The following is a 14,043-nucleotide window of genomic DNA, read 5'->3' on the forward strand; positions in this document are numbered from 1 at the left end:
TGCGGGACGGTCAGGCACGGCCCTTCAGGATGAGATTCCAGTAGACCTTCGGCAGCACGAACCGGTCCAGTACATACGTCAGCCGCCGCTCGCGGGCGAGGTCGTCCCACCCCGGCACCGTGGGCATCGGCTTGTACTTGTCGTCGAACTCCGAGAAGACGACGGTGTTGTGGCTGACCACGAACGGGCACGCCGAGTAGTGGTTGTACTCGGCCGTGGGCTTCTTCCCCTTGAGGACGGCCCGGAGGTTCTTCGCGAGGACCGTCGTCTGCATGCGCAGCGCAGCCCCGGACTTCGAGTTCAGGGTGGAGGCGGCGTCACCGAGGGACCAGATGTCCGGGAAGCGCGGATGCCGGAGGATCACGGGATCCACCTCGACGAACCCGCCCCGCGCGCCGTGCGCCGGCAGGTCCGTGGACTTCAGCCACTCGGGAGCGGACTGGGGCGGCACGGCGTGGAGGACGTCGTAGCCGAGCGTCTCCGAGGTGCCGGTGACGCTGTTCGCCAGCTCGACCGTGCGGCCCTCCGGATCGACGGCGGCGAGCTCCGTGCTGTAGCGGACCTCGATGCCGTACTCCTCGATCTTCCGGGTGAGCTCCTCGTCGATGATGTCCATGCCGAAGATGGTGGGCGTGGACACGGCGAGAACCACGCGGATGTCCTGGAGCACGCCCGTGCGCTGCCAGTGGTCGCACGCGAGGTACATGGGCTTCTGCGCCGCGCCGTCGCACGACGCCGGTCCGGGCGGCTGGGTGAAGACGACGGTGCCGCGGGTGAGGTCCCGGAACAGCGTCCAGGCCTTGGGGGCCAGCTCGTACTCGTAGTTCGAGGCGCCGTGCGGCCCTTCCATCGCGGCCTTGAGGCCGGGGATGGCGGTCCAGTCGTTCTGGATGCCGGGGCAGACGACCATGTGGTCGTAGGTGACCGCGCTGCCGGACTCGAGCAGCACCGTCCTGGAGCCGGTACTGACGTCCGTTGCCTTGTCCTGGATCCAGGTGACTCCCCGCGGCATGACATCCGCCTGCAGCCGCACGGCCTCGAGGGCGTCCGCCGTGCCGCCGGCGATGTGCGAGAAGAGCGGCTGGTAGAGGTGCCGGCTTCTCGGCTCGATCACGGCGACGTCCTTGACCCGGTACCTGCGCAGCCGCCCGGCCAGGGAGACGCCGGCATTGCCGCCGCCGATGATCAGCACCTGGTGGTGGCGTTTCTCGCCGGGGGCCGGGACGACGGGGACGGCGCGGCCGGCCGGTGGGGTCTTCGTGCGGGAACGGATAGCAGCTACCTCTTCTGTGTCGCCATGCGCGGCCTGTGGTCCGACAGTACCTCCCGGCACCGACCCGCGTCAGGACACGTTTCCCTGCAGGCGGCCCTGAGGCGATCGCTCCTGTTGATAGGCTCACGGGTCATGTCCTCCATCTACCTGATTTCCCCGGCAGGCCACCCGAATTTCGGTGATGAGCTCATCGCGGCGGCCTGGCTGAAGCACCTGGCTGCTACGCGACCGGACACCGAGGTGTGGCTGGATTGCCCCAATCCCGGTCTTGCATCCGAGCTCTTCCACGGCCTGCATCCACGCCTGCACGTCACGAACACGCTGTGGCGGTCCTGCTGGGAGGCAGGTTCCGCCGACCCGGACGTCGTCATGCGACGCGTCGACGACCTGGTGCGGAATCTCGGGTCCCCGGCCTATGACCTGGGGCTGGAGCGACTCCGGAAAGTGGAGAGCATCCATCTCCTGGGCGGCGGTTACCTGAACGACCTCTGGCCGTTCCATGCGGGCCTGGTCGCCGGCGCCGTCGCCGCGCAGTCGCTCACGGGAGCGAGGCTGTACGGCACCGGGCTCTCGGTGGTGCCGATGATCGGCAGGGGGGCGCGTGAAGAAGGCGACGACCGCCCGCGCACCGCGATCGAACTCCTGCAGGGCTTCGATCACGTCAGCGTCCGGGACGAGCCGTCCGCCGCGCTGCTCGACGTCGCCCTGGGCCTCGACGACGCCTTCCTCGGCGTGATGGAGGAGCGGGAACGAGGACTGGCCCGTGGTGGCGCTGACCTGGTGCTCTGCCTCCAGAGCGACCTGCAGTCGGAGGAGCAGAGCAGGAAGGTGATCGACGACGTCCGGGCCACCGTGGCGGCGGCCCGTGCGGAGGGCAGGACGATCCAGTACGTCGAGGCCATTCCCGGCGTGGACCGGCCGGCCTTCGACGCGTTGGGCGACCTGATGGATCCCGACTCCTTCATCCCGTTCATGTCCGTGTGGCGTGACGGGCTGCCGCTGCGGGCCGACCAGACCTGGGTCACCACGCGATTCCACCTGCATTTCCTGGCGGCTGCAGCCGGTGCGGCCGGGACCGCCATCGGTGTCAGGGACGGCTTCTACGACGTGAAGCACCGGTCACTGACGGATCTCGGCACCGGCTGGGCCTACCGGCCCGCCTCGCAGGAGAACGCCCCCGATGCCCTCACACCCGGCTCACCTGTGGCCGGCTTCACGGAGGACATCGCGTCCAGGGCGGAGCAGAAACGCCAGGAGGCGCTGAGCCTCTACCCAGTCACGGAAGAACCCCGCCGCCGGCAGCCTGACGACCGTCGTCGCACTCCTGCCCTGCGTATCGCTCGCGGCCTGCGGGCAGCGGTGAAGCCGGACCACCACGTACGAGGCTGAGCCCAGCATCTCCTCCTGGGAGGGTGAGGGTCCGTCCGGTGACGGCTCAGGGCGGTGAGCTGGGGGCGCGCCCCGCCGTGGCGCACGTCAGTCGCGGGCGTATCGGCGGACGAACGCACGCAGGATCGCCGCCGGCTGGTCCACCGCGGAGGCACGCGCCCGCTCGATGTAGTCGTCCGCCTCCTCGGGCGGGAAGTACCCGGCGTGGCGGTAGGTCCTGATGCGACCCACGAGCGCATCGACGTCGAGCTCCGGGTGGAACTGGGTGGCGTACACGTTCTCGCCCACGCGGAACATCTGCACGGGGCAGGTTGTGGAGGACGCCAGCAGGACCGCCGACGACGGCAACGTGGCGCACGCCTCCTTGTGGCCCACATAGGCGGAGAACGACGGCGGCAGCTGCGCGAGCAGGGGGTCGGCCCGGCCGTCGGCGGTGAGGGTGATGTCGATCGCGCCGATCGGCTCCGCGTAGGTGGTGTCGATGACGGCGCCCTGGTGCCTGCCGAGGGTGCCGACACCGTAACAGGCGCCGAAGAACGGGAAGTCCTCCGTGACGACCGTGTCGAGCAGCCGGCCGAGTTCGCGCTCGACCCGCTGCTGCACTGCGCTCTTCGACTCCTCGGGGTCGGAGGAGTTGAAGGGGCTGCCCCCGAGGAAGATCCCCGAATAGTCCGCGGGGTCGAAGGCGGGCAGGGGTTCCGCCTCGAGCCGGACCCGCCGAAGCTGGCCCTCGCCGAGGCCGCCGAAGCTGAGGAAACTCCGGTACTCGGAGTCGGCGGCGTAGTCGTCGGCGCGGGTGGCCAGGAGCAGGAAGGGTTTCACTCCTCGATGCTACTGGGGGTGGCAAGGCAAGCCGGTCCTGTGTGGCCGGGCGGGGGACCCGGTGCTTTACTGCTTGCATGACGGAGATGCCGGTACAGCGCAGCGAACCCCATGACAACAGCGTGGCAGGGCGCCTGAACTGGCTGCGTGCCGCCGTCCTCGGCGCGAATGACGGCATCGTCTCCACCGCGGCGACCGTCGTCGGCGTCGCGGGCGTGACGAACGCGGTCACGCCCATCCTGGTGGCGGGTACGGCCGCCGTGGTCGGTGGATCCGTGTCGATGGCGCTCGGCGAGTACGTCTCCGTCAGCAGCCAGAAGGACAGCCAGGAAGCCCTGATCGAGAAGGAGCGCCGGGAGCTCGCGGAGGATCCCGACGGCGAACTCGCCGAGCTCGCGGGCCTGTACGAGCAGAAGGGACTGGCGCCGGCGACCGCCCGCCAGGTCGCGGCCGAACTGACCGAGCACGACGCCCTCGCAGCGCACCTCTCCGCGGAGCTGAACATCGACGAACTCGAGGTCGCCAACCCCTGGCACGCGGCATTCGCCTCGGCGGCCTCCTTCGCCGCGGGCGCCGTCCTGCCCCTGCTCGCGATCCTCCTCCCGCCGGCCGAACTCCGGATCCCCATCACCTTCGTGGCGGTGCTCGTCGCGCTCGCCATCACGGGGGCGATCAGCGCGCACGTGGGCGGGAGCTCCCGACGGCGCGCCACGATCCGGCTCGTGATCGGCGGCGCCCTGGCCATGGCCTTCACCTACCTGGTCGGATCGCTGCTGGGCACCACCGGCATCGCCTGATCGCATGGCTGCACCGACCTAGCGATCGGCCCCCGCCGGTTCCGGCCGGGCGGGGAGGTCGACGACCCCACCATCGGACAGGTGTTCCCCGCCGCCCGCCAGGCGCGACCGGAACGCGATACCGGCAGGGCCTGTCACCCGGTATCCGGAGGAGGTACGGGACACGCGGAACTCGCCCTCGGCACCGGCCGGGGTGACCACACGGACACGGGTCCCGTCGGCCCCGGACCCATCACCGGCACCCGGGTACACGGTGACCAGCGGATTCGCGAGGTAGTCGTAGTCGGGCCGGTCGTCCGCACTCCCGGTGACGAGCACTGTTCCCTCCCGTACCCACAGGGGCAGGCTGTCGAAACCATGCGTCTCCTGCCGCCAGCCGCCTCCGACGACGACCTCCCCCGTGAGCAGGTGGGTCCACGACCCGGTGGGAAGGTAGTACTCCACAGCGCCGTCGGCCGAGAAGACGGGTGCCACGAGCAGGCTGGGCCCCAGCATGTACTGCCGGTCCAGGTGCGCGACGGCCGGATCCTCGGGGAAGGCGAGCTGCATGGGCCGCATGACCGGCGTGCCTGTCGCATGGGCCTGCAGCCCGGCGGCGTACAGGTAGGGCATGAGGGACAACTTCAGGCGGGCGAAGGTCCGCGTGACCTCGACGGCGCTCTGACCCACGGTCTCCTCACCCGTGTCGAACGCCCACGGCACGCGATAGCTGGTGGATCCATGCAGGCGGGAATGGCTCGAGAGCAGGCCGAAGGCGACCCACCGTTTGAAGACGGACGGGTCCGGTGATCCCTCGAAGCCACCGATGTCGTGGCTCCAGTACCCGAAGCCGCTCAGCGCGAGGGAGAGCCCTCCGCGGAGCGTCTCGGCCATCGACTCGAAGGAGGACGAGTTGTCGCCACCCCAGTGCACGGGCATCTGCTGCCCGCCGGCGGTTGCCGACCGTGCGAAGAGGACGGCTTCACCCTGGCCACGGGCCTTCTCGAGCACGTCGAAGACTGCCCTGTTGTACAGCTGCGGGTAGAGGTTGTGCATGGTCTCCGCGGGCGTTCCGTCGTGCCAGCGGACGCCGAGCGGGATCCGCTCCCCGAAGTCCGTCTTGATGGCGTCGACACCCTGCCCGAGCAGGGTCAGCACCTTGTCCTGGAACCAGGCCGTCGCGTCAGGGTTGGTGAAGTCCACCAGGCCCATGCCCGCCTGCCACAGGTCCCACTGCCACACCGACCCGTCCGCGCGGCGGAGGAGGTAACCCGCCTGCGCCGCCTCGTCGAAGAGGGCGGACCGCTGCCCGATGTACGGGTTCAGCCAGACGCTGACCCGCAGGCCCCTGCCGTGCATGCGCTTCAGCATGCCCTCCGGATCGGGGAACACACGGGCATCCCATTCGAAGTCCGTCCAGTTGAACTCCCGCATCCAGAAGCAGTCGAAGTGGAAGACGCTCAGCGGCAGGTCCCGCTCCGCCATGCCGTCGACGAAGTGGGTTACGGTCCGCTCGTCGTAGTCGGTGGTGAAGCTCGTGGACAGCCACAGCCCGTAGGACCATGCGGGTACCCGCGCCGGGCGTCCCGTCAGGCGGGTGTAGCGCTCGAGGATGTCCGCGGGCGTCGGACCCTGGATCACGAAGTACTCGAGCGTCTCCCCCGGGACCGAGAACTGCACGCGCTCCACGGCTTCCGAGCCCACCTCGAAGGACACGTGCTCGGGGTGGTTCACGAAGACGCCGTAGCCGCGGTTCGTCAGGTAGAACGGGACGTTCTTGTAGGACTGCTCGCTGGACGTGCCTCCGTCCGCGTTCCAGATGTCCACGGTCTGCCCGTTCTTCACGAGCGGACCGAACCGCTCTCCCAGGCCGTACACCAGTTCCCCGACACCGAGGGAGAGCTGGGCGTGGAGGTACGACGACGCCGGGGCGCGGCCCGTCGTCGTCACGCCGGTGACCCCGGTCGGCTCGGCGGTCACGGGCGCGTCCGGCGCGAGACCCATCCGACCCACCGACTTGTGGCCGCTGGAGGTGAGCGTGCGGCCGTCGGCCTGGAAGGACAGATCCCACGGGCCTCCCCTGCCGACGCGCGCGGTGAGGCCGCCCGCGGTGAGGACACCGCCGTCGTCGTCCGCTGTGGCCGTGCCCAGGCCGTCCTCCGCACCGACGAGCTCGAACCCCCGATGCGGGGTGTCGCCGCGGTGGTTCTCGATCCGCACGCCGATCACGCCGTCCAGCGGGGTGCTCAGGGTGACCGTCAGGAGGGCGCGGTTCAGTGTGTCACCCCGCCTCTCGATGACCTTGGTGGGGGCCGAGACGACCAGTCGCCTACCGTCCTCCACCTCGATGTCGTAGGCCTCCTGCGCGTACTGCGCATCGACGCCGGGGCGGACGTGCCAGAATCCGTCGGTGAACTTCATGGTTACTTGACTGCTCCTGCTGTGATGCCCCTGGTGAGGGTGCGCTGGAAGATGAGGAAGAAGATGAGCGTGGGAAGGAGCCCGAGGAGGGCGGATGCGCTCGTCGTGGTGACGTCCATGAGTCGGTCGCCCTGCAGCACGGTGATCGCCACGGGGACGGTCTGGTTGTCGTTGCCCACCAGGAACGTCAGCGGGATCAGAAACTCGTTCCAGGTCCAGATGAAGAAGAAGATGAGCAGCACGCTCAGGGTCGGCCTGGAGATGGGGAAGATGACGCGCCACAGGATCTGCCAGCGGCTCGCGCCGTCCAGTGACGCCGCCTCCAGCAGCTCCTTCGGGAACGTCCCGTAGACGGAGGCCAGCAGGTAGGTGCCGAACGCGCTCTGGATGACGGTGAAGATGATGATGACGGCCCACACGCTGTCGTAGAGGCCCACCTGCCGGAACATGAAGTACAGCGGGTAGAGCAGCACCTCCTGGGGCAGCATATTGGCGAGGAGGATGAGGAGTACGAGCCAGGTGCGGCCACGCACCCGCCCGATGCCGAGGGCGAAGGCGTTGAACATCGAGATCCCGACGGCGAGCACGGCCACCACGGTGCTGATGAAGAAGCTGTTCCAGAGTTTCCGCGGGAAGTCGACGCGCTCCCAGAAGGCGGTGATGCCGTCGACGTAGAGGGCCGAGGGCAGCGAGAGCGGGCCGCCGGACGCGTAGTCGGTGGGTGACTTGAACGAGTTGGCGAGGATCAGCAGGAACGGGACGGCAATGAGCAGTCCGATCAGCATCGCCACGGCCAGGATGAGCCAATCGCCGGCGGTCTTGCGGGACGGCCCGCTGCGCCGTCGTGGTCGGGGTGGTTCCCGGACCGCCTCGGGTGCGGTCAGTGTGGGGACTGCCATCAGCGTGCCTCCTCGCTGCGCTCGAGCCTCGTCTGCACGAGGACGAAGATGATGCTGACGACGGCGATGACCACCGTCAGCGCGGTGGCGATCGTCGCGCCGTAGCCCACCTGCTGGGACTGGAAGAACTCGCTGTACGCGTAGTACGCGGGCACGATCGTGGAGGTGCCCGGCCCGCCGCCGGTCAGGGCGTAGACGGGGCCGAAGACCTTGAGGGCCGCGATCGCACACGTGAGGGTGACGACGAAGATCTCGGGGCGGATGATGCTGACCGTGATGGCCCGGAAGCGCTGGAACCAGTTGGCGCCGTCGAGCTCCGCGGCTTCGTAGAGTTCGGGGTCCACCCGCTGCAGGGCGGCCATGAAGATGACCACGGGGTAGCCGAGCTGCACCCAGACCATGATCACCATGATGCTGGGCAGGGCGGTGTCCGGGTCCCCGAGCCAGTTGCCCTGCAGTCCGCCGAGGCCGACGGCGGCGAGGACCTGGTTCAGGGCGCCGTTCTCGGGCCGGAGGATCCAGCCGATCACGATCGCCGCGATGACCCCGGGCAGGATCTGCGGCAGGTAGTAGGTGGCACGGAGGAAGCTCGCGAGGCGGCCGCCGAACTTCCGTCCGATGAGGTCGAACAGCATCGCCGCGAGGACGAGACCCACGACGGTGGGCACCACCACCATCGCGATGATCATGGCCACGGAGTTGCGGAACGAGGTCCAGAAGGTGGTGTCCCCGAAGAGCTCCACCCAGTTCTCGAGGCCGATGAACTCCGGCGGGCGGATACCCCGGTAGGAGGTGAAGGTCAGGTAGACGTTCCACAGAAGCGGCACCACGATGATGAGCGTGAGCAGGGCAAGGCCGGGCAGCAGGTACAGCCAGAAGGCGTTGGGACTGGAGCCGGGGATGAGACTGGCGGTGGGGCGCGGGGAGCGCCCCTTCGACCGGGTTGTGATCGCCATGGGCGTGCACCTTCCAGGACAGGGGTAGTCAGGGGCCCCTGCCGCGCCGCCGGCCCGGGAACGGACGGCGGCGACGCGGCCGGGGAGGGGCGTCGGTCAGCCGACGATGTCGTCGACGCCGCTCTGGTACTGCTCGCCGACCTGGTCCTGGAACTCCTCCGGCGATTTCGTACCGTTCATCAGTTCCTGCAGGCCGGCGTTCAGCTCGTCGTAGAACGTGGGCGTGGGCCAGTCCGGGTAGAACGCGATGCCGTCCTTCTCGGTGAGCTCGTTGAAGTTCGCGATGAGCTCGGAGCTCTTCTCGTCGGTGATGTCCGCCGGATCGGCGGCGACGGGCACGCCACCGTTGTTGCCGATCAGGTTCTGGATCTCGGGACGCATCGTGATGTCGATGAACTCGTAGGCCAGCTCCTTGTTGGCCGCCTTCTCGGGAACGGCCCACATGTTGCCCGCGGAACCCGGGGCGAGCTCGGCTTCGGGGAAGAGGAACGTACCCCATTCGAACCCGGTCGCCTCGGTGGTGAACCGGTTGTGCCACCAGCTGCCGGAGAAGAAGATCGGGTTGGTCCCGTTGATGAAGGCGGTACCGGCATCCTCCGCCGTGGAACCCGTGGCGTTGGGCGAGATATAGCCCTTGTCGGTCCAGTCCTTGACGGTCTCCGTGGCGAACGAGACCTCCTCGCCCTGCCAGTCCACCGGGTTCTTGTACAGCTGGTAGTCCTCGACCCAGCCGCGGTCGGCCTGGGTCAGCGCGAGCTGGTACCAGAGCTGGCCGAGCGGGTACTCGGCCGCCGATTCCGCCATCGGGGTGATGCCCTTGTCGGTGAACGCCTGCAGGACGTCCTCGAACTCGTCGAGCGTCGCGGGCACCTCGAGCCCCGCTTCGGCGAACATGTCCTTGTTGTAGTAGACCTCGACGAACTCGCCGTAGTTCGGGACGCCGAACCAGCTGCCGGAGCCCATGATGCCCCGCTCGTCGTACTTCGCGGTGGTCTGCAGCGACGGCGCCAGCTTGTCGTCCCAGCCGTACTGGTCCACGGCCTCGTCGAGGTTGGTCAGCAGGCCCTGGCTGGACAGCAGGCCCGCCGTGGCGTTGCCCTTGTTGTACTCCAGGAGGTCCGGGGCCTCGTCCGAGTTCAGCACCTGGCTGGCTGTGGAACGGATCTGTTCGAAGCTGCGCTCCTCGAATTCGACCTTCGCGCCCGTCTCCTCCTCGAAGACCTTGATGGCCTCCGTCCACGCGATGCCCATGGCGCTCGTGTCGCTCTCGAAGTGCCAGAGCTTCAGGGTGTCCCCCTCACCGCCGGCTCCGGCGTCGGGCTCGGACGCCGAGCATCCGGACAAGGCGACCGCGGCAGCGGTCAGGGCTGCCCCCAGGATCATTCTGCTCTTCTTCATGCCTACTCCCTTGTAGTGGTGGTGGCCGTGGAACGGCTCTTTATCGAAACGTTTCGACTGTGGGCGAAGGATGCCCTCGTCGAACTGGACGGGGTGGGTCGGGTCGGGCCTACGGGCCGGGGCGAGGAGCCGCGACCGACCCCCGGTCACGGTAGACGGGGGCGATGAGTTCGACGCGGGGTTCGACGACGCCGTCGAGTTGCTGGACGGCGAGCTCGACCGCGCGGCTGCAGGAATCCGCCGGGATCAGCGGGATGACGTCGAGCGGCGGGGTGAAGGAGGACGTGTCGAAGGTCGGGACCCCGGCGATCACGGAGAGGTCGTGCGGGATGGACAGTCCACGCTCCCCCGTGGCATCCAGGACGGTGCGGTACACGCCCTCCTCCGCATGGACCACGAGTCCCGTGGGTGCGGGGTCGGCGTCGAGCAGTGCGGACAGGGCGGCCCGGACCGGCGAGGCACCCGTCTCTGCCATCGAGAAGCGCGCGTGGACCCCACGCTCCGCAGCTCGGCGCAGGAACCCGTCGCGGAACCGTGTGGGGAAGTTCGAACCGCGTTCGTACACCGCCTCCGGATGGCCGAGCAGCGCGACGGAGGAGTGTCCCGCATCGACGAGCTGGTCCACCGCCAGCGCCGCGGCGGCTTCGAAGTCCAGGTCGACGCAGACCAGCCCCTCGGACCTCCCCGGGACGCCGATCAGCGCTGCAGGGACGCCGAGCGAGCGTACGAGATCGGCCCGCTCGTCGTGGATGGAGACGTCCAGGACGATGATCCCGTCCACGAGCCTGCTGGCGGAGACCCGGCGGAGCCCGTCGATCGCCTCGTCCTCGGTCAGCAGGAGGACGTCGTAGTCGTACTTCCTCGCCGCCGTCGCCACCGCGAGGACGAAGGCCATGTGCGCGGGTGCGTAGGTATCACTCCGCAGCGGAGCAGTGAGGGCGAAGATTCTGGTCCTCGTCCCGGCGAGCATCCGACCGGCGGCGTTCGGCATGTAGTCGAGTTCGCGCACCGCGTCGTCGATGCGGAGCCGGGTCTTCTCCCCGATCGGTCGCTTGCCGCTGAGGGCGTAGGACACAGTGCTGATGGACACTCCGGCGACGCGTGCGACGTCGTGGATATTGGCCATGTCGACTCCGATGTCTCCTCAGGGGCGGCCGGCAGATTCTCCGGCACCGGCTCGTCTAAACGTTTCGACGACCGATGGGAAGTACCGTACGTCACATCCGCGGTGGGGACAAGAGGGTTTGTCGATTGCAGGAACAAACAGGCCCTCGCCCGCACGGCGCCGGGCCACCGGGGAACCCGGCGGCCCGGCGTACTGCTGGTTCCTGCTGGTCCGGCTAGCGGTTGGCCCCGGCACGGTCCTCGAGGTCGGCGTCCAGGGCGGAGAGCTCGGACAGCGCCGACGACCCGGACATCCCGGACAGATCGCTCAGCTCGGACAGCTCCCTGGCCGCCCGCTGCACGTCGACCCTGTGGATCTCCACCGGACCGGCGCTGTGCCTGCCGTGGGACGGCTGGACGGCGACGACGTCGGACGCGCCCGCGGCCTGCGAGCCGCCGTCGTCGGACCCGGACGGGACGACCGCGCCCGACTGCTCCACGGCAGCCGCGGCAACCGCGGCGACCACGGGCTGAGCCTCACCGGCCGGCCGCCCATCGGACCGGGAGCCCGTCGGCGCACCGGCGACCGACGGCGTCGTGCCGGTCGCAGCGGGAGACATCGACGCAGCGGGGCCGGCCGGCGCCGCCTGGGCGAAGTCGACCGTCCGGCGCAGCGGGGTCTCCCTGATGAACAGGACACACACGAGTCCGACGGCCGCGATGACCGCGGTGATCAGGAAGATCGTGGCCGTGCTGTCGCCGTACGCAGCCCGCACGATCTCGGCGATCGGCGCCGGCAGGTCGACGAGGTCGAGCGAACCGCCCGCTGCTCCCCCGCTGGCCGGGACGCCTGCAGCGGCGAGCCCCTCGGCCGTCCTGTTCTCCACCTGCGTGCCGAGGATGGCACCCAGGACGGCGACACCGGCTGCACCACCCATGGAACGGAAGAAGGCGACGGACGCACTGGCCGAGCCGATGTCCTTGACCGCCACGGTGTTCTGGACGGCGAGGACGAGGTTCTGCAGCAGGAGGCCGAGGCCCAGGCCGAAGACGAAGGTGTAGCTGCCCACGATCCACAGGTCGGTCAGGTGGTCGATGGTCCCGGCGAGGCCCAGGCCGGCGATGAGGAAGAGGGATCCGGCGACGAGGAACCGCTTCCACCTGCCGAACCTGGTCACGAGCACGCCCGCACCGATCGAACCGATGAGGTTGCCCGCGATCATCGGCAGGGTGAGCAGCCCGGCCTCGGTCGGCGTCGCTCCGCGTGCCACCTGGTAGTACTGGCCGAGGTAGCTCGACGTGGCGAACATGGCAACGCCGACGGCGATCGAGGCGAGTATGGCCAGCGCCGTGGTGCGCTGGGAGATGATCTTCAGCGGGATGACCGGCTCGCTCACCTTCGACTCCACCACGAGGAGCAGGGCGAACAGGACGAGGCTGCCGCCCACCATGAGGGCGCTCTCGCGTGAGAACCAGGCGTAGTAGCCCTCCTTGCCGGCGAAGGAGACCCAGATGAGGAGCAGGCTGACACCGGTCGTCAGCAGGACGGACCCGAGCCAGTCGATGCTGGCCTTGCGGCGCGTGTCCGGGAGCTTCAGGGTCACCTGCAGCAGGACGAGGGCGATGATCGCGAGCGGCACGCAGACGAAGAACGTCCAGCGCCAGCCCAGCGGCGAGTCGACGATGAAGCCGCCGAGGAGCGGTCCGCCGGCCGTCGCGACGGCCATGACGCCGCCCATGTAGCCGGAATACCGGCCGCGCTCCCGCGGCGCGATGATGGTCCCGATGATCGCCTGCGCGAGGGCCGTCAGGCCGCCCATGGCGACGCCCTGGATGACGCGGGCCGCGAGGAGCAGTGGGATGGTCTGGGCGAGCCCCGCGAGGACCGAACCGGCCACGAAGATCACGATGCTGAGCTGCACCAGGAGCTTCTTGTCGAACAGGTCGGCGAACTTGCCCCAGATCGGGGTGGTCGCGGCATTGGCCAGAAGCGCCGCCGTGATGACCCAGGCGAAGTCGGTCTGCGAGCCATCGAGGTCGCTCATGATGGTGGGGAGGGCGTTCGCGACGATCGTGCTGCTGAGGATCGCCGTGAACAGGCCCGCGAGCAGGCCGGTCAGGGCCTGCAGGATCTGCCGGTGGCTCATGGGCTCGGCGGCCCCGGGATGCGGGGCCGGTGGTCGGTCGGAGACCCCGACTGCTGTCGCCCTGGTGGAGTGGGTGGCCATCAACGTTCTTCCTTCATGATCTCGGACGCGGGGTCCAGGGTGTGACGGCCGCCGTTGCCCGTATTCTCTGATGCTGTTCCTGATGCGACGGCGGTCGCGTGGGCCGCCCCGGTGACGTGCGGTCCTGCCGCACGCAACGCCGTCGTGAGGTGCTGGACGGACGACGACGCCGCTGCGGCCTCGCTCTCCGTCCAGTCGGACAGGATCTCCCGCAGCGTCTGGGCCCGGCCATCGTAGGTCTCGGAGAGGTACGCACGGCCCTGCGGTGAGAGCGAGAGCAGGCACGCCCGCCCGTCCAGCGGATCCGCCGTCCTGACCACGAACCCGTACTGCTCCAGGTCCGCGAGTTGCCGGCTCAGGGCCGACGGGCCGACGCCGAGACGGGCCGCGAGGGCCGATGCACGCAGCGGCCCTCCCTCGCCGATGAAGAAGAGGACTCCCGTGTGCGCCGGACCCAGTGCGGAGTTCTTCATGCTTGCGGCGGTGACCGCCCGGAGCGCGCGCTGCAGGTCGAAGATGTGGTGCACCAGCTCTGCAGCCGTGTGCTGCGCTACGGACATGCCGCCCCCGATCCCTATACTTCGTTGCTCTAAGTAACTGTACGCCCACCATTTGGTTAGGTCAACTAAACAAGTTCTCGTGGGACGTCGTTCGCCGCACCGCTGCGCCCCGTCGCGTCAAACCACGGTGGAACGGCAACGGGAGGCTTGCGGCCGACACCGGTACCCTGCTAGGCCTGAGGTACAAAGGCGGGTGCACCACCTGTCGAGGAGTGCC

The 14,043-nt window shown here is 68.9% G+C and carries 11 protein-coding genes; 2 read left to right on the plus strand and 9 right to left on the minus strand.

Translation table 11 applies throughout. The features are described 5' to 3' along the window. Positions 1–10: 10 nt before the first annotated feature. Positions 11–1,192 carry an NAD(P)/FAD-dependent oxidoreductase gene (locus tag ACX80P_RS07080; RefSeq protein ID WP_459277354.1) on the minus strand — a complete coding sequence of 394 codons (1,182 nt, stop codon included), beginning with the start codon at positions 1,190–1,192 and terminating at the stop codon, positions 11–13. A gap of 213 nt (positions 1,193–1,405) precedes the next feature. Here ACX80P_RS07080 and ACX80P_RS07085 point away from each other — a divergent pair, with 213 nt between their 5' ends. Next, on the plus strand, positions 1,406–2,662 hold the full coding sequence (locus ACX80P_RS07085) for a polysaccharide pyruvyl transferase family protein (protein WP_459277355.1): 1,257 nt from the start codon (positions 1,406–1,408) through the stop codon (positions 2,660–2,662). Between the two features lie 87 nt (positions 2,663–2,749). On the opposite strand, the gene ACX80P_RS07090 is transcribed toward ACX80P_RS07085, so the two are convergent. Then, on the minus strand, positions 2,750–3,484 hold the full coding sequence (locus ACX80P_RS07090) for a glutamine amidotransferase (RefSeq protein WP_459277356.1): 735 nt from the start codon (positions 3,482–3,484) through the stop codon (positions 2,750–2,752). Between the two features lie 77 nt (positions 3,485–3,561). Here ACX80P_RS07090 and ACX80P_RS07095 point away from each other — a divergent pair, with 77 nt between their 5' ends. Further along, positions 3,562–4,281 carry a VIT1/CCC1 transporter family protein gene (locus ACX80P_RS07095; RefSeq protein WP_459277357.1) on the plus strand — a complete coding sequence of 240 codons (720 nt, stop codon included), beginning with the start codon at positions 3,562–3,564 and terminating at the stop codon, positions 4,279–4,281. A gap of 18 nt (positions 4,282–4,299) precedes the next feature. Here ACX80P_RS07095 and yicI read toward each other — a convergent pair whose 3' ends face one another. From yicI to ACX80P_RS07130, 7 genes are all read right to left on the minus strand, one after another. Further along, the gene (gene yicI, locus ACX80P_RS07100; protein ID WP_459277358.1) at positions 4,300–6,681 is read right to left on the minus strand and encodes an alpha-xylosidase; all 2,382 of its coding nucleotides are present in this window, start codon (positions 6,679–6,681) and stop codon (positions 4,300–4,302) included. Between the two features lie 2 nt (positions 6,682–6,683). Next, on the minus strand, positions 6,684–7,580 hold the full coding sequence (locus ACX80P_RS07105) for a carbohydrate ABC transporter permease (protein ID WP_459277359.1): 897 nt from the start codon (positions 7,578–7,580) through the stop codon (positions 6,684–6,686). Next, complete coding sequence (locus ACX80P_RS07110; RefSeq protein WP_459277360.1) at positions 7,580–8,536, minus strand: carbohydrate ABC transporter permease; 957 nt, start codon at positions 8,534–8,536, stop codon at positions 7,580–7,582. The genes ACX80P_RS07105 and ACX80P_RS07110 overlap by 1 nt, the downstream gene beginning before the upstream one ends. Positions 8,537–8,632: 96 nt before the next feature. Beyond that, positions 8,633–9,934, minus strand: a complete 1,302-nt coding sequence (locus ACX80P_RS07115; RefSeq protein WP_459277361.1) for an ABC transporter substrate-binding protein — start codon at positions 9,932–9,934, stop codon at positions 8,633–8,635. Between the two features lie 109 nt (positions 9,935–10,043). Then, positions 10,044–11,060, minus strand: coding sequence for a LacI family DNA-binding transcriptional regulator (locus ACX80P_RS07120; RefSeq protein ID WP_459277362.1), 1,017 nt, complete (start codon positions 11,058–11,060; stop codon positions 10,044–10,046). Positions 11,061–11,274: 214 nt separating this feature from the next. Next, positions 11,275–13,185: an MFS transporter gene (locus ACX80P_RS07125; RefSeq protein ID WP_459277517.1), complete on the minus strand. Its 1,911-nt coding sequence runs from the start codon at positions 13,183–13,185 to the stop codon at positions 11,275–11,277. Between the two features lie 80 nt (positions 13,186–13,265). Continuing rightward, positions 13,266–13,826, minus strand: a complete 561-nt coding sequence (locus ACX80P_RS07130) for a MarR family winged helix-turn-helix transcriptional regulator (protein WP_459277363.1) — start codon at positions 13,824–13,826, stop codon at positions 13,266–13,268. Positions 13,827–14,043: the final 217 nt, after the last annotated feature.

It is taken from the genome of Arthrobacter arabinosi (genome assembly GCF_054511115.1).